This window comes from uncultured Methanobrevibacter sp. (genome assembly GCF_902774605.1).
Classification (GTDB): domain Archaea; phylum Methanobacteriota; class Methanobacteria; order Methanobacteriales; family Methanobacteriaceae; genus Methanocatella.
The window spans coordinates 43,041-58,205 of record NZ_CACYJE010000012.1 but is presented as its reverse complement, the minus strand read 5'-3'; the positions used below and the strand labels follow the sequence as shown (position 1 = coordinate 58,205).

Genomic DNA, 15,165 nt, shown 5'->3' with positions numbered 1-15,165 from the left:
GTCTCGTTTCGATCCCAGTAGTGAAGTCTTTTTGCGTTTTGTTTGTGTACTATGGTTTTCTATGGGAATTTCATTTCGCTGCAAGCCTTTTATATATACAAATCTTTCACTTTAATCACTTATCATTTTCATAAATAATGAGTATTGCGGCCATAGCATGAGGGTTATACCTGGTCTCGTTTCGATTCCAGTAGTGAAGTCTTTTTGCGTTTTGTTTGTGTACTATGGTTTTCTATGGGAATTTCATTTCGCTGCAAGCTCATTATATTATAATATCACTGAACCTTGAATTTATACAACCATCGAACTGAAATTTACCTGTAAAAACTAATTAGACTATTTTTATCCTTTATTAATTAGTTTTAGTTGTTGAACAACATTTTGGATTTATTCCATTTATCCCTAAAGGAGGATGATACTATATCAACCGAAACCACCACATTTAATAGACAATTTAGTCAAAGTGATATTTTCCGCGATGATCAAGTCGAGGCTTGCCCAGTTTGCGGTTCCACTCAAAGAGAAGTTGACAGTTCCAGGGCAGAAGTTTCATGTGCTCGTTGCGGGCTTGTTTTTGAAGAAAGCTTGATTGACAACGGTCCTGAATGGAGGGCTTTTAATAATGAACAGAGAAACCGACGTACCCGTACTGGTGCTCCGTTATCCTTTGCAATATCGGATAAGGGTTTAAGCACTATGATGGATTTCAGAAACAAGGATATCAATGGTCGAAATATCCCTGAAAGGAACAGGGCTCAATTGTATCGTTTGAGGAAATGGAATAAGAGGATTAGGGTTGCCAATGCCAGTGAAAGGAACTTGGCATATGCATTAAGCGAACTTGACCGTAATTCTTCAAGGTTAAGCATTCCCCGTTCAGTTCGTGAGGACGCAGCATTTATCTATAGGGATGCTGCCAGAAATAAGCTGATTCGTGGCAGAAGCATTGAAAGCATGGTTGCCGCTTCCCTTTATATGGCTTGCAGGCGCAATGGCATTCCTCGCAGCCTTGATGAGGTGGCTGAATCATTCAAGATTTCTAAAAAGCAGATCGGTAGGAATCAGCGCTTTTTATCAAGGGAATTGAAAATAAAATTGAATCCGACTTCCCCTATTGACTTTATCCCTAGGTTTGCAAGCAGATTAGGTGTTTCCACCAGGGTTGAGGTCAAGGCGATTGAAATCATCAACAAGTCCATTGAGCAGGGCTTGAACAATGGCAAGGGACCGACCGGTTTGGCGGCCGCTGCATTGTATATTGCATCCTACTTGTTGAATGAAAGGAAAACCCAAAAGGACATTGCAGAAGTTGTCGGTGTCACTGAGGTCACTATTAGAAACAGGTATAAGGAATTGTCCGAGGAACTTGGTAATGTGTAGTTATATTTATATATTAAAATCTATAGAACTTAATTAGTTTTATATATTTTAATTTATTTATTGTTTTATTGTATTTGTTAAATTTGTATTTATTTGACTTTGTATTTGTTAATTAGTTTGTTTGTGTTTGTATTTGTTTAAATTTGTATTTATTTGACTTTGTATTGTTATGTAGTTTATGATTTGTATTTTATTATTTAGTTTCAATTTTTAATATTATATTTTGTATTTTTAAATTTTATCTACACATTACCTTTGTTTGAATTGTTCTAGACAATTGAATGTTTCACATTCATTTAAAACACTGGGGGCTTATGGAGCAATTGTACATAATATAATACACCACAGGGGCACTGAAACACGGCATCGAGAGTCACTCTTGATGGGGTTATTTTTTTTATTTTTTGAAAATAGTTAAATATGATTTTTTACATATTATATTATTGTCGTATCATTTTTTGACCAATGCCTACGGTCCTTCTATGAGGGAAGTTGATACTGTTGATGATTAGGAGAAACCCAGCATTGGATAGGCTGCCCGTTTCGAGGGTTGCTCGAGGAGCGAAGGGTATTCTAGCAATGATTCAAGAGAGTTAGTATACGGGCAAAATCCATTTTACAAAGTTTTTTAAATTAATAAAACAATATTTTTATTTAATTTTACTTTTAATCTATTATAATATGGGTGAGAAGTGCATGGAAGAATATTTGATGGAAACACCAAGCATTGATTACATGAATCCTCTTTTTCAGGATAATGTTCGGGAATTGATGAATCAATCTGAAGATAATCTGGATTATATAAAACGATGTTACATCTTTGTTAGGGATGAAATTTCTCATTCATGGGACATTAAAACAGATGTGGTTTCAAGAACTGCCAGTGAGGTGCTTGAAAATAAAACTGGAATCTGCTGGACAAAATCTTGTCTTCTTGCAGCACTTCTAAGAGCAAATCAGATTCCATCAGGCATCAGTTATCAGTTGCTTACAAGAGCGGATGATGCAAGTGAAGGTTATATGATTCATGCTTTAAACACTGTGTATATAAAGGATTTAGATAAGTGGATCAGACTTGATGCTCGAGGAAATAAGAAAAATATTAATGCATTTTTCAGTTTGAATGAGGAACGCTTGGCTTATACAATCCGAAGTGAACTTGGTGAAATTGACTATCATGATAACCATGCAGATTTGGATGAAAGATTGGTTAATATTCTGATGCAAAGTGTAGATATCTTGGAGCTTACAACTGATTTTGAGTTTTAGTTAGAATTTCATTAATATGTGTTTTTTCATAAAGTCGCACTTTTAAAATGTTTTTTATTAATAAAAATTATAAGATTAAATAACGACCATTACATTATGGTGATTTTTCATGGTTTTTACTATTGATGATATTAGAAAAAGAGTTATTCCAATTGTAATTAAATATGGTATAAGTACTTTTAGTCTTTTCGGATCTTACGCTCGGGAAGAGGCCAATGAAAATAGTGATTTGGATTTTGTAATGGATAAAGGTGATTTGAAAGGTCTGCAATATGTTTCTTTAGTCCAAGATTTGGAAGATGAATTTAATTGCCATGTTGATGTAGTTAGTAAAGGCAGTTCAAATAAAAAATTTCTCGAAGCAATAAGCAAGGAGGGGGTTCTTTTATATGAACGAGAAAGATAAAAGAAGTGCAGAAACCATAATTGACTATTGTGACCGTATTGCTGATTATTTAAATCGATTTGATGATGATAAAGAAATTTACATGTCTGACAGTTTATATAAAGATGCTTGTGCATTAGTTATAATCCAAATGGGAGAATTTGCCAATGATTTTCAGATGAATTTCTTGAAGAATATGATGGAATTGAATGGGGTCAATTAATTGGATTGAGAAATGTCACTGCCCCTAATTATGAAAATATAATTGATGATATAATTTGGGAAGTTATGCATGATGATGTTCCAGAAATTAAAGAATATTTAGAAAAAATTCTTTATCATTAAAGTTATCTTCAATTCAAATATTAAAAAAGTAATAAATATTTTGTATAGTATACGGGCAAAATCCATTTTAAAAAGTTTTTTAAATTAATGGAACAATATTTTATTTTACATTTTTTTTTGGAATGGTGTTAATTAATGTTAATTAACACGTATTCACATTTTCCTTCATTTCTAATTCCCCATCCCCATCCTGTAAGGCCTGAGGACACTATCTGTTCCATATCTCCAGTAGTGTATTTGCCATATGAATTTACTCCTTCATATTCTATTATTTCCTTATATGGGAATACCTGTCCTGCATGGGTATGGCCTGAAACTTGTAAATCAACACCTAATTTTGAATTTTCTATTGCCTCTAAAGGTTGGTGGTCTATAACTATCACATATTTTGATAAATCGTCTTCATTCAATATTTCACTAACATTTGCTCTTTCGGCATTTCCATCCCATTCAGCATCGCTTCTTCCAACCAGAACAATATCTCCATTGATTGTTGTTTTTTCATCATCCAGTATCCTTATTCCATTTTTCTTTATTGTTTGATTTAATTCAATGTCAGTAAATGTTCTGTTTCCATTTTCATAATCTGTTTGTGAAGGCTGTGTGTCGTGGTTTCCAAATACGTAATATGTACCATATGTTGAGTTGATCTTGCTTAACTCTTCAAAAACTTCCTTCATTTCAGAATTGCTTGTTCTCTCATCAACAATATCTCCACCTAAAATAATAATATTGGGTTTTATATCATTGATTCTTGAAATTGAATCCTTAAGCAATTGGGGATTTTGGATGGTTCCATAGTGTGTGTCGCTGATGAATATTATTTTATAGGAATCATTGCCTATTTTCTGTGTGGTCATATTGTATTCAGTTTGATCAATATGGTTCATGCCGTACACTCCTGATATGATTATGATCATGAAAAGGATTAATGCCAGCCCGCCTTTTTTGTGAAGTTTTGGCATGAATTTTAAATATTTGTCTTTAAGTGCATATTTAACGATTAGTCTAATGATGTCTGCAAATAAAGAGCATAAAAAGATGTATAATGTGTATATTGCAGCATTTGACCATATGTTCAAACAGCATATGAATGCAAATATTGAAATCAGGGCACTGATTATCATTACTTTGTTTTTAGATAATTTGGAATCATTAAGAGCATGTCTCACTCTAAAAAATGCATATGTTCCAATGACAATTCCTATAATTATTCCTGTTAACAGGTACTTGGGGTAATAGCCCAATGTGAAAAAATGGATAGGATTCATATTATCAATTTTATATTTGACTTTTCATGTTAAAAAAAACATTCCATTTTTCCAGTTTTGAGGAGGCATATATTAATTTTTTAGTTTTAAAAGTCCAATTCGGCAACTGATTTGTTGGAAAAGAGTTTGGGAAAATCCAGTTTCATTACCTGCTTGGGTGTTTTTGTTCCTAGGAATATTATAGTTTATTTTATTAATTAATTTGATTAAAGTATGTAATAGGAGAGATTATGAATAATATTTTCAACTTTGACGGAATTGAAATTGACCAGGGCTTGTTGGAGAGAACCAATCCCATATTCAACACTGCAAGGATGACTCTTTTTCAATTGGCCAAGACAGGTCATGATGATGCCAGGGATTTGGTCGAGTGGCTGAATCTCACCCGTGAAGATACTCAAGACAGCAAGACAGTCAAGGCCGACGAGGATGACCTTTTCGTTAACAGCATAGTTATGGATGTGAGATATTCTACCAATGGAAAACTCGCCGAGGAGTCTGGCTTTACAGTGGCTGACTTGCCATGTGGCTTCACGCCCCGTGCCCTTGAATTTGCAAGAATGGGCAGGAAATATGTTGGATTGGATCTTCCTGCAACAATCAATGAGGTTGAGCCGGCCATAATGGCACTGCTTGATGAGAAACACAGGGACCTTGTTGATTTCGAGGGTGTCGATGTAACCAATTATCAGTCGCTCAAATCCGCATTTGATAAGATTGACGGGGAGGTATGCATAACAACCGAGGGCCTCATGATGTATCTTACGGATAATGAAATGGATGCTATGTGCGAGAATATTAAGAGGGTTCTATCAGAGCATGGGGGATACTGGATTACCCTCGACCCTGAGATATCTTTTCTGTATGTTTTGATAGTTAAGGCGTTCTATGGGGACAGGACAAGAGAGATCATGTGGAGGTCCAAGTATAGGATAGATGACAAATCAGATGTAAAGTCCGTAGAGAATTCAATAACCATTAGCCTTCGAGGGGATGTTCAAGAGAATATGAGGAATGCAATTGATTATATTAAATCTAAGGGATTTAAACTGGAGAGGCTTCCATATGCAGACCATGTGCCTGAGTTTAGAAGTCTGGAGAATGCCGACCCTAAGATTGCGGCTCATATTAAGGAAGGATTTAAGAATGTATGCATATGGAAAATCAGCATTGATGAATCAGTGGAGGATGACATTTCCGATGCCAAGGCCGAGTCCTTTAATGCGGATGCGTCAATTTATGGTGACAGGCTTAACCTGGTCTTGTCAGGGAATTTGGACACGCTAAGCGCCCCTAAGCTTCTTGCCAATTTTGAAAAGATTAAGGAGAATAACACTATCGACAGTGTGTTCATTGACTGCTCCAAACTGGAATTTGTATCGTCTGCAGGTCTACGGGTTCTTCTTATCATGCAAAATGACTGCGATGGCGGAATCATAATGGAATCATGCAATGAAACTGTCATTGAAGATTTGTCAGGCACGGGCATTAGGATGTTGTAAGAGCCAAGATAATATTTCAGTAATCTTTTTATTTATTATAAAATAAATTAAACAATATGATTGAAACAGTTTTCTATTTTCCATGGGAGGTTAATCTGATACTATTCATGCAGAGTATCCTTCCGGGTTTCATATTTAGTTTTTTTGAAATTATAGCGAATGTAGTTTCTAAGAATGTTCTTGCATTATTATTCATTTTAGTCTATTTGGCATACAATAAGGATTGGGGCAAATTCACATTGCTCTCGTTGGGTGTGGCTGGCGTTTGCTGCGAGTTTGTCAAGGTGACGGTTGCACGTTTAAGGCCATATGCCGTTGTGGATAAAATCAAGTGTATTTACCCCAATGTTCCGGGCCAGAATCCTTTGGACTTTAAAATACAAGGGTATTCTCTTCCAAGTGGGCATTCGATGATGGCAACCAACCTGTTTCTGGCCATTCCAGTATACATCAGGAATAATCTATATATTGCACTTGGATTGATTGGAGTTTTGATTGTTGCGCTTTCAAGGGTAGGTTTGGGAGTTCACTTTCCCACAGACACAATTGCAGGTTTCCTCATTGCCCTGGTGATAATATTGCTATTGTCCCGCATTTTCGACAGGACTGAATATAGGCAGTATCTTTATTTGGGCATTGTCGCATTGTCTTTAGTGGGAATCGTGTTCTGTCCTGCAATAAGCTATATCAAGTATGTGGCATTGGCTGCAGGTATATCATTGGGTTTTCTTGTTGAGGAAAAATACGTTAACTTCGAAAACCCTAAAAGCAGACGTGATGCGATAGTTAGGGTTTTAGGGGCAATCGTATTGTTTGTATTGCTTTTTGTCCTGATTCCGAAACTTGCAGGCAAAACCGATTTAGTTGACTGCATCAAGTATTCATTATGCACATTCATAATGCTTGCAGTATATCCTATGGCCTTTAAAAAGATTGATAGGGACGGATGATTGAATCCCTTCAATCAACTTTTGCTTTTTTATCATCATTCTTGTTTTAGGTAAAAATACTTCTTTTTGAAATATGTGGGGATATTTTAAATTTCTAAAAAATAATTTTTAAGAATGATGAAATAAAATTAGATATTATGAGTAGGCTTTTCAGCAATAATGATGTCAACAATGGAAGCAAATCGAATGGGATTATGCAAAGGTTTTTGCAATTTTAGCAATGATTTTTGTTCATTTTCTGGCGTTTTGCACATTCGGTAAAATAGATTATGGGTATCTTGAAGAATACCTGTTTATTTTAACCCAATCCTCTGCACCAATTTTCATGTTTGCAATGGGAATTGGAATGGTTTATACCGGCATGATTCCTCAAAGGAATTTGTAATCAGGGGAATTAAGTTATTGCTATTGGGTTTGACATGTAATGCGATGTATTTTTTGTCAAATTATTCAGCTGGAGTTCCGCTTGAATACTCATTGCTGTCCTTTTTGGCAAATGACATATTGCAATTTGCAGGAATTACATTTATCGTGGTTGGAATATTTAAAAAATTTAATATAAGTCATATTCAGATTCTGTTGATTGCTATTTTATCGTCTTTGATCGTATCATATCATCCGGACATTACATTGCATAATAGGTATTTAAATCAATTTTTGGGCAATTTCATTGAAACAACCGGGTAGAATATTGTTAGTTGTTTTCCATTTTTAAATTGGTTTATCCTGCCTGCAGCTGGAATGATGTTTGGAAAAATTTAAAAAAAAGAAATGAATAAGATGGATATTATCTTATTCTATTATAAACTAAAGCTCCAATTGTAACAATCACGAATGCAACTATTATGATTGCTCCATTTCCAATAACGTTAACTAATGAACTGCCGATTGATTTCAGGAAGTCTATAATTGCTTGAACTAATGCTATTAGTTGGTCGATTAAACCAGTAATGAAGCTTATGATTGAATCCAGTAATCCAAACAGGAATCCTAAGAGTTGCTGGATAAGTCCTATAACGAAATTTATTAATCCAGATATTAATCCTATAATTTGATTGATAAGTGAAATTATTGAGGAGATAAGTCCTGCAAGGAAATTCAGCACTGATCCGATCAGGTTTAATAGCTGTTCTACTGCATTTAACAGAATGGCAAACAATTTGAAAATTCCCGTCAGTTCTTTCCATATCGACTCGAGCATGTTTAATAGTTGTTGAATGGCATCTATCAGGGACTGAAGTTCATTCATAAAGTTTGCAAACAACGCCTCCAGCGCATTCAGGGCATTGAGAATCATTAGTATGTCATTTATTAATGTGTCGATAATAGGTTTCCAGGTGTCATAGAGTGCATTGAGAAATGCTAGCCAGTAAGCATACAAATCATCCAGGAATGTCCCATTGGTGTCATTGGTGACTTGCTGAGTTAAATTTGTAATGTTGGTTGGATTAGTGGCATTTGTTGCATTGGTTGTGTTGGTGGTATTGGTCATGTTGGTTGTTGCGTTTGTAATGTTGGTTAAATTACTCACTGGAATGACTTTTTTTGACTCATCATCGTCAATGGTTTTAAATGATACTTTATATGCGAAATAATCTGATTCATTGCCTGACACTGATTTTAAAACTTCAAAATCAAAAACAGCTTCAGTATGATTATCTATTTTAACGACAGCATGGTCGCCTATTTTTTTGTGTGACTTGGCAACCGCTTCGCCGACCTTGGTATGGGATGATCCGGTTTTAACAATATCTGCTATTATTTTCTCCATCTGGCCTGTTGAATCCTGCTTGTAGCATTCGATGATTGCCAGTTTAAGCTTATTTGCATTGCTGGCCTTTGAGGTAGAGACATGTTTGAATTCATCGCCTGAACTTGCAGGTTTTTTTGAGTAATCAAGAATAAATCCTTTATAACCGTCGCTAAATTTAATGTTATTTCCCTTTCCTTTAGCTATAATGTAGGCTTTTTTGGCTTTGTCGTCCGTTTCGGATTTATCGTCTGTTTTTGATGTATCATCCTTTGATTTATCATCCGTTTTGTTTTTATCAGTCGAGTTATCATCGACCTTGTCCTTATCGGTTGGATTATGATCTGTTTCATTGTTATCATTATCTGTTGCATTGTCTGCTACGACAATGCTTAAAAAACAAAAGGAAACTAATATAACCAGAATCAATGTAATTATTTTTTTGTTCATATTATGCCTCTGTATTAATATTTTATATTATTCACATATATTAATATTATTGCATTTTCTGTTGATATTTCACTCAATGGCATATAAATTTGAGTCTGTTGGTTAGTTAGTTGATGGTTACCTACTTTAAATTTTAAATACTATTATCTAAAAATATATATCTGTAAAGCAGTAAGGTTATGTGATAAATATGAATTTACGTGAAATTATAATGGATGCTGTTAAATATCCTATTAGCGATACTCGAAAATTTGCAATATTCTGTGTTTTAACTATTATAATGAGTTTATCAACAATTCTTCCGTCTTATGGTGTTAAGAATGGAACATTGGACATCATTTTAACCCTTGTGACTTTAATTGTTTCATTTGTAATTTTAGGGTACACAGTAGATGTCATTAAAAGCGGAGCCGAGGGTGAGGCTACACTTCCTGATTTTGATTATGTGAAACAATTTGTCATTGGTATTAAAGCAATGATTTTGGATATAATATATTTCATCATACCAGCAGTCATTGTCCTGATTGTTGCTTCCGCAACAGGACTGTTTTCATCATTCACTGAAATCGTATATGCCAGCATTAAGGCAGTAAGCAATAACGCAACCAATTTTACAATGATAATGGCGAAAGTTCCCCCATCTGCAATGAACACATTCACTAATGCGTTAACCATTACTTTAATTGTTGGAATTATACTATTTATCATATTTTCATTGATGTCCTTTACAGCAATGGTCAGATTGGCAAAGTCCGGAAGCGGCATTGAAGGTCTGAGATTCAGGGAAATACTAAAGGACATGTCAAAAATAGGATTTGTAAAGATTATTGTTACTTTGATTGTAATTTATATAATTTCATTCGCTTTTACACTGGTCATAAGCTTGATTGGCCTGATCCCGTACATTGGTGTTTTCATAGGCATGTTTATTGGATTCCCATTCATACTATTGTTTTTACACAGGGCTATCGGTTTATTGTATGCTGACGCATAGCATTAAACCCATTTTTTTTCTTTTTTTAGCGTCTTGCCCGTTAGGGTTAGGTGAGGTTTTGCAAAATCGGCTGAAGATATTTTCAAGCATTCGACATGATGGGCGGGGTTCAAAACCTATCGGATAATTAATTTTCCGTTTGATTAGAATGGGCATGTTGCACTCATATATGATTAGGTGGCACTTGCATTACATTAACTGCAAGAGTTCTTAAAACCAACTCATTATCAACTTGACAATATGGGTTATGAACCATGTTATTTCAATAATTTGATTGTTGGGCATAAATGACATTCAAATTTAGGCATTTTTCAAAAAATGTTTAATCAACCGTTGGATATGTTGAATTATATATAGGATTAGAAATATAATTATGATTATGAAGGAATATAGTAGCACCGACGAGAAAATCATAAAGGCAACTTTTGAAATCCTTCAGGAGGAAGGTTTTGCCAAAGCAACAACCAAGAAAATATCTGCCAAGGCAGGAGTTAATGAAGTAACCATTTTCAGAAACTTCACCAACAAGAAGAATCTGGTTGAAGCTACAAAGGAGTATTATCGGCAGATCTTAATCAGTAAGTTGGAGGAAATCTTTGAGTTTGAAGAGGATGACGAAATTGAAGAGTACCTTAAAATTTCATTTTTCGGGATTTTGAATCTTTCAGAAGAAGATTTAAGCATATTGAGGATTGCCATGGAGGAAGTCAGGGCAGATCCTGAGAAAAAGATTCTCATATCCAACATAACTGATGTGGTATTGAACAAGTTGGAGGAGTTCTTCAAAATAAAAATGGAAAAAGGCATAATAAGGGAAGTGAATCCTAAATCGGTGGCTATAATGTGTTTCGGCATGCTGTTCCAGTCTGTGATATTATGGAAAGTGTATAATCATGATTTGGATTTCAAAACAAATCATTATGCTGATGACTTGATAGACTTGATGTATGATGGAATTAAACCCAAGGCTTAAGTGGCGATGAATCAAACATCCACATTATTGGCCTATTGTATAATTGAATGAAAGGTTTACTGTTATTTTTTCAAAAAAATGCTTTTTTTTATCTTTTTCATTATTTAAAGATGCAAGCGAGTACTTACGCTCGAAAAACTATATATTCCATGATTTTCGAATATTTAATCGTGTTTATATTTCAATTTCAAATCTAATTTCTTAATAAAAAATTCATTCTCTTTCTATCATGTACTCAATAACAAGATACACTCCAAGCACTGCACTGAAAACGAATCCAACCAACCCAAGTGCAGGCATGCCCCATAATTGAGGGCCTTTCTCTGAAAGTATCGCCAGTGAAGATCCAACAAGCAATGCAGACACGATTAATGAAACTGATAACTGATTGGTCAACTCACTGATGTCCTGGAGTTTTATGTTGACTTCAATGTTTCCCTCTTCAAGTTTGGAGATTGTGCTATTGATTGTATCCGGCAAATCCTTTGCCAAGTGCTCTATCTGCAACAGATAATTCAAGCCCACTTTCGCTAGCCTTTCCGGCTTATACTTGTTTATCACAATTTTACGTGAGAGCTTCTTCAATTCTGTTGCGGCATTGAATTCAGGATCCAGTTTCCTTCCTGCATCCTCAATCAGGGAGATTCCCCGACCGATCATGATGAATTCCCTTGGAAGTGTCACTCCATTTTTAATCATGGTGTTGAGCAGGTCTTCCAGCGCACCGTCCATATTTTTCAATTCGGCACCATAATACCTGTGCAACAAATCATCAACATCAGCCTTCAGCTCATCGGTGTTCTGTGATTGAGTGATTATGTCCATATAAATCAGCTGTTTGATGATGTTATTGGTGTTTCCACTAATCAAAAGAAGTATGAGCTCTGCAAGATTCTCCTTAAAGTCGTCATTCAATATTCCCATCATCCCCATATCTATATAGCATAATTTCTGGTCAGGGGTTACAATCAGGTTTCCAGGATGGGGGTCTGCATGGAAAAATCCATCAGTCATAATCTGTTTAAAATAGGATTTCAGGCCGTACTGCGCTATTTTTTTCTTGTTGATTTCAGGATAATTTCCCACAATCAATTCTGAAACTTCCATTCCTTTTATAAGTTCCATAGTGATGAGCTTGCTTGTACAGTAGTCAGTATACGCCTTGGGTATCTTGATGTAGGATGTGTTTTTAAAGTTTCTTGAAAGGTTTTCCATGTTCATCACTTCGTCCATGTAATTGATTTCCTTAAATATGGACCTTTCAAATTCCGATGCCATTGCCGGGAGGTTAAATGATTTCATCTGCAATAGGTATTTATCAATACGGTTCGCTAGAAATTTCATTATCTTTACATCAGATTCGATAATTTCCCGTGAATTGGGCTTTTGAACTTTAATCGCCACTTCCTCATTTGAATCTTTAAGCCTAGCCCTGTACACCTGACCTATTGAAGCGGAACCAATTGGTGTTTCTTCAATTTCAGAGTAGACCTCCTCGATGGGTTTTTGCAGCTCGGATTCAATTACCTTTTTCATTTCACTGAATGGTGTTGTTGGAGTATTGTCCCTTAAACTTTCAAGCTCCTCTGCAATCTCAATGCCAACAAGGTCCGGCCGTGTACTTAACATCTGGCCTAATTTGATATAAGCTGGACCCAATTCTTCAAATACCTTCCTTATCCTAATTGGAATTGATTTATCTGGGAATAATCCTTCCTTTTCAGCTTTACGATTTCTGAGAAATGGGAATTTTTTAAAAAAAGTATTTTCTTCGATTAAATAACCAAAATCGTTCTTTTTCAGAACCTGGTAAATTTCATTTAACCGTTTCATCTCCTCATTTCGGGCATTGGGTATAACTTTCATCATATAATAAATAGTAAAAAGTAGTATATGAGTTTTTAGAATTTCTCTAAAATCCTAGCATATACCGCTTTCAAATCATCATCTGATTTTTCATATATTCTTTTAAGAATTAATTCCGGTGTACTTTTTGCAAGGAAATTCATTTTAGGGGTTCTATCCACAATCAGATTATAGTTTTCATCTAATCCTTTTGCTTCAATACCGTCAACGCGTATGTCGGTGTAGTTCATTAGTTCCCTTGCCATATGAGTGACAATCACACCATAAGAATTGGATTCTTTAATCATATCGATGAAAGTGGATATGATTTTAACGGCTGCATCGAGTTCAGTTATTCCTTCAAGTTCATCTAACAATACTAACTTTTCACTATCTGTGGTGACGATTGGTATGAACACGTTTAAGAATGATTCGAATGCTCCTGCATCAAGTGATCTTTTCTTTGAGAAATGGTAGATTTCATCGAGTAGCTTAATTTCGGCACTGTCCGCACTTACTGGTAGACCCATCTGTGCCATGATTGATATTTGGGTCAGTGTCTCCAGCAGTGTGGTTTTACCTCCGCTGTTTGCTCCTGTCAGCAATGCGATGTTTTCATTTCTTGTCAATTGGTAATCAACTTTCTGAACATGGTCCTTGTCTTTTTCAAGTGCCAGTTCCAGGTGAAGTGCTCCGTTTAGCTTTATGTCTTCGCTGAATTCCGGTCTGCATAGGTCATATTCGTATGCAAAGCTTCCTAAACTGAATTCATAATCAAATCTTATTGCATCCTCAACTTCTGCAATCGCTTTTTCTTTTATTGAGTTCAATTCTATTGCAGCAGTCTTTTTAATGTCAAAAATGTCGTTTTCTTTTTTTGAGGATTGTTCCAGGGTTACTCTTTGAATTTCGGATTCGTCAATTTTAATGGGGTATGTCCTGAGGTATGGGTCAAAACTCATCCCAGTTTTTTCCCTGATGATTTCCTTACGTTTGCTTATAATTTCATCAAATATTTTGCTAATCTTTTCAGGGAAGTTATTGTTTAATAGGTTGAGTATTTCATCTCCCTCAAGGTCAACTTGTTTGATGGATTTTTCCAACTCATCATCCATCTCATCCTTAAGTGAAAGGACAAGTTCCTCAATATCCACTTCCCTCTTGTCAATGATGTTTACTTCATCAATGATGGGAATGATGTCTCCAAGGACACTTTCCTTATTTCTGATCTTTTGGATTTCATGAACCCGAGTGAACAAGTCCTTGTTCTGTATGAAGAAATTGATGATCTTTTCGGGAACGATTTCATAGTCATTGTCATCAATGCTTACCATAATCACATTGGGCATTCCCTCAAAGTCAAGAATCCCCTGGGAGTAAACATAGAATACCAAATCATAATTCCTCATCTCCTCCTGAAGCAATGGGGAATCATTGGCTGTAAGAATAGGGTAATATTGATTCAAGCCCAAATCAGTAAGGTAGGAATTGTCCTCTGCACTTTCCACAAGAATCACCTTGCTTGGATCATACTCTGGCTTTGCCTCTTCAACCTCCTTCAGGTTCTTCATAAGTCCCCTCAGCTTAATGATTGGCAATTGGGAGACATGCTCCTTGGCATTCATCACAAAATCCAATTGTGAATTAATCTTGTCGATATCCTTTGATGGAGAAAGCAGCAGGATTCTGTTTTTGGAATAGGAAGTGTTGGAATATGATAAGATCTTGTTTATGATGTCCTCGTAAAGTTCCATTGCACGGTCGCTTTTGATGAACTCGTATTCTGGATTGTTCAACAGTTGATTCATTATTTCAATAGCCTTGCGTTGGCTTATGCCTTCAATTGATGAAATCTTTTCAACATCAACATTTTCAACAATTTTCTGAAGTTCCTCTTCGCCTCCAACGCTATTCAATATTTTCTCGGAGATTTTATCCCCTATTCCTTTGATATTCTGCAATGTAATTCTTTCTCCTTTCATTTTTACCAAACCCTATTCATGAATATTAATTATATAATTTTAATATATTCTAACTTTGCCGAGAGCGCG

General features: G+C 35.4%; 14 protein-coding genes and 1 rRNA gene. 11 read left to right on the top strand and 4 right to left on the bottom strand.

What is annotated here, in order from left to right:
• Positions 1 to 142 precede the first annotated feature (142 nt).
• From rrf to QZU77_RS10830, 6 genes are all read left to right on the top strand, one after another.
• Positions 143 to 260, top strand: a 5S ribosomal RNA gene (rrf, locus tag QZU77_RS04395).
• A 208-nt stretch (positions 261 to 468) separates the two neighbouring features.
• Complete coding sequence (locus QZU77_RS04390) at positions 469 to 1,380, top strand: transcription initiation factor IIB (protein WP_394350523.1); 912 nt, start codon at positions 469 to 471, stop codon at positions 1,378 to 1,380.
• A gap of 681 nt (positions 1,381 to 2,061) precedes the next feature.
• Complete coding sequence (locus QZU77_RS04385) at positions 2,062 to 2,649, top strand: transglutaminase family protein (protein ID WP_295600578.1); 588 nt, start codon at positions 2,062 to 2,064, stop codon at positions 2,647 to 2,649.
• Between the two features lie 109 nt (positions 2,650 to 2,758).
• Complete coding sequence (locus QZU77_RS04380) at positions 2,759 to 3,055, top strand: nucleotidyltransferase family protein (protein ID WP_295600575.1); 297 nt, start codon at positions 2,759 to 2,761, stop codon at positions 3,053 to 3,055.
• Positions 3,039 to 3,257 (top strand): hypothetical protein, encoded by a 219-nt coding sequence (locus tag QZU77_RS04375; RefSeq protein WP_295600572.1) that lies wholly within the window; start codon positions 3,039 to 3,041, stop codon positions 3,255 to 3,257. The genes QZU77_RS04380 and QZU77_RS04375 overlap by 17 nt, the downstream gene beginning before the upstream one ends.
• Before the next feature lie 5 nt (positions 3,258 to 3,262).
• Positions 3,263 to 3,379 (top strand): HepT-like ribonuclease domain-containing protein, encoded by a 117-nt coding sequence (locus QZU77_RS10830; protein WP_366208860.1) that lies wholly within the window; start codon positions 3,263 to 3,265, stop codon positions 3,377 to 3,379.
• Between the two features lie 128 nt (positions 3,380 to 3,507).
• Here QZU77_RS10830 and QZU77_RS04370 read toward each other — a convergent pair whose 3' ends face one another.
• Positions 3,508 to 4,650 carry a metallophosphoesterase gene (locus QZU77_RS04370; RefSeq protein ID WP_295600569.1) on the bottom strand — a complete coding sequence of 381 codons (1,143 nt, stop codon included), beginning with the start codon at positions 4,648 to 4,650 and terminating at the stop codon, positions 3,508 to 3,510.
• A 230-nt stretch (positions 4,651 to 4,880) separates the two neighbouring features.
• On the opposite strand from QZU77_RS04370, the gene QZU77_RS04365 reads away from it, so the two are divergent.
• The 3 genes from QZU77_RS04365 (at position 4,881) to QZU77_RS04355 (ending at position 7,487) form a co-directional block, all read left to right on the top strand.
• Entirely contained in the window at positions 4,881 to 6,152 is a 1,272-nt protein-coding gene (locus tag QZU77_RS04365) for an STAS domain-containing protein (protein ID WP_295600566.1), read from the top strand.
• 56 nt (positions 6,153 to 6,208) lie between these two features.
• A complete protein-coding gene (locus QZU77_RS04360; protein WP_295600563.1) occupies positions 6,209 to 7,102 on the top strand; it encodes a phosphatase PAP2 family protein in 894 nt (297 codons plus the stop codon).
• 181 nt (positions 7,103 to 7,283) lie between these two features.
• Entirely contained in the window at positions 7,284 to 7,487 is a 204-nt protein-coding gene (locus tag QZU77_RS04355) for a heparan-alpha-glucosaminide N-acetyltransferase domain-containing protein (RefSeq protein WP_295600583.1), read from the top strand.
• Between the two features lie 402 nt (positions 7,488 to 7,889).
• Here QZU77_RS04355 and QZU77_RS04350 read toward each other — a convergent pair whose 3' ends face one another.
• A complete protein-coding gene (locus QZU77_RS04350) occupies positions 7,890 to 9,302 on the bottom strand; it encodes a hypothetical protein (RefSeq protein WP_295600560.1) in 1,413 nt (470 codons plus the stop codon).
• A gap of 190 nt (positions 9,303 to 9,492) precedes the next feature.
• Here QZU77_RS04350 and QZU77_RS04345 point away from each other — a divergent pair, with 190 nt between their 5' ends.
• Both QZU77_RS04345 and QZU77_RS04340 read left to right on the top strand, forming a co-directional pair.
• Positions 9,493 to 10,296, top strand: coding sequence for a DUF4013 domain-containing protein (locus tag QZU77_RS04345; protein ID WP_295600558.1), 804 nt, complete (start codon positions 9,493 to 9,495; stop codon positions 10,294 to 10,296).
• Between the two features lie 379 nt (positions 10,297 to 10,675).
• Positions 10,676 to 11,269: a TetR/AcrR family transcriptional regulator gene (locus QZU77_RS04340; protein WP_295600555.1), complete on the top strand. Its 594-nt coding sequence runs from the start codon at positions 10,676 to 10,678 to the stop codon at positions 11,267 to 11,269.
• Between the two features lie 213 nt (positions 11,270 to 11,482).
• Here the strand turns inward: QZU77_RS04340 and QZU77_RS04335 are convergent, their stop codons facing one another.
• Positions 11,483 to 13,135 (bottom strand): AarF/ABC1/UbiB kinase family protein, encoded by a 1,653-nt coding sequence (locus QZU77_RS04335; protein ID WP_295600553.1) that lies wholly within the window; start codon positions 13,133 to 13,135, stop codon positions 11,483 to 11,485.
• 35 nt (positions 13,136 to 13,170) lie between these two features.
• Positions 13,171 to 15,096: a helix-hairpin-helix domain-containing protein gene (locus QZU77_RS04330; protein ID WP_295600550.1), complete on the bottom strand. Its 1,926-nt coding sequence runs from the start codon at positions 15,094 to 15,096 to the stop codon at positions 13,171 to 13,173.
• Positions 15,097 to 15,165 lie beyond the last annotated feature (69 nt).

Excerpts from the sequence above, each read along its gene's own strand:
- QZU77_RS04365 (WP_295600566.1), top strand. The coding sequence starts at position 4,881 with ATGAATAATATTTTCAACTTTGACGGAATTGAAATTGACCAGGGCTTG.
- QZU77_RS04350 (WP_295600560.1), bottom strand. The coding sequence starts at position 9,302 with ATGAACAAAAAAATAATTACATTGATTCTGGTTATATTAGTTTCCTTT.
- QZU77_RS04385 (WP_295600578.1), top strand. The coding sequence starts at position 2,062 with ATGGGTGAGAAGTGCATGGAAGAATATTTGATGGAAACACCAAGCATT.
- QZU77_RS04375 (WP_295600572.1), top strand. The coding sequence starts at position 3,039 with ATGAACGAGAAAGATAAAAGAAGTGCAGAAACCATAATTGACTATTGT.
- QZU77_RS04345 (WP_295600558.1), top strand. The coding sequence starts at position 9,493 with ATGAATTTACGTGAAATTATAATGGATGCTGTTAAATATCCTATTAGC.
- QZU77_RS04340 (WP_295600555.1), top strand. The coding sequence starts at position 10,676 with ATGAAGGAATATAGTAGCACCGACGAGAAAATCATAAAGGCAACTTTT.
- QZU77_RS04335 (WP_295600553.1), bottom strand. The coding sequence starts at position 13,135 with ATGAAAGTTATACCCAATGCCCGAAATGAGGAGATGAAACGGTTAAAT.
- QZU77_RS04360 (WP_295600563.1), top strand. The coding sequence starts at position 6,209 with ATGATTGAAACAGTTTTCTATTTTCCATGGGAGGTTAATCTGATACTA.
- QZU77_RS04380 (WP_295600575.1), top strand. The coding sequence starts at position 2,759 with ATGGTTTTTACTATTGATGATATTAGAAAAAGAGTTATTCCAATTGTA.
- QZU77_RS04330 (WP_295600550.1), bottom strand. The coding sequence starts at position 15,096 with ATGAAAGGAGAAAGAATTACATTGCAGAATATCAAAGGAATAGGGGAT.
- QZU77_RS04370 (WP_295600569.1), bottom strand. The coding sequence starts at position 4,650 with ATGAATCCTATCCATTTTTTCACATTGGGCTATTACCCCAAGTACCTG.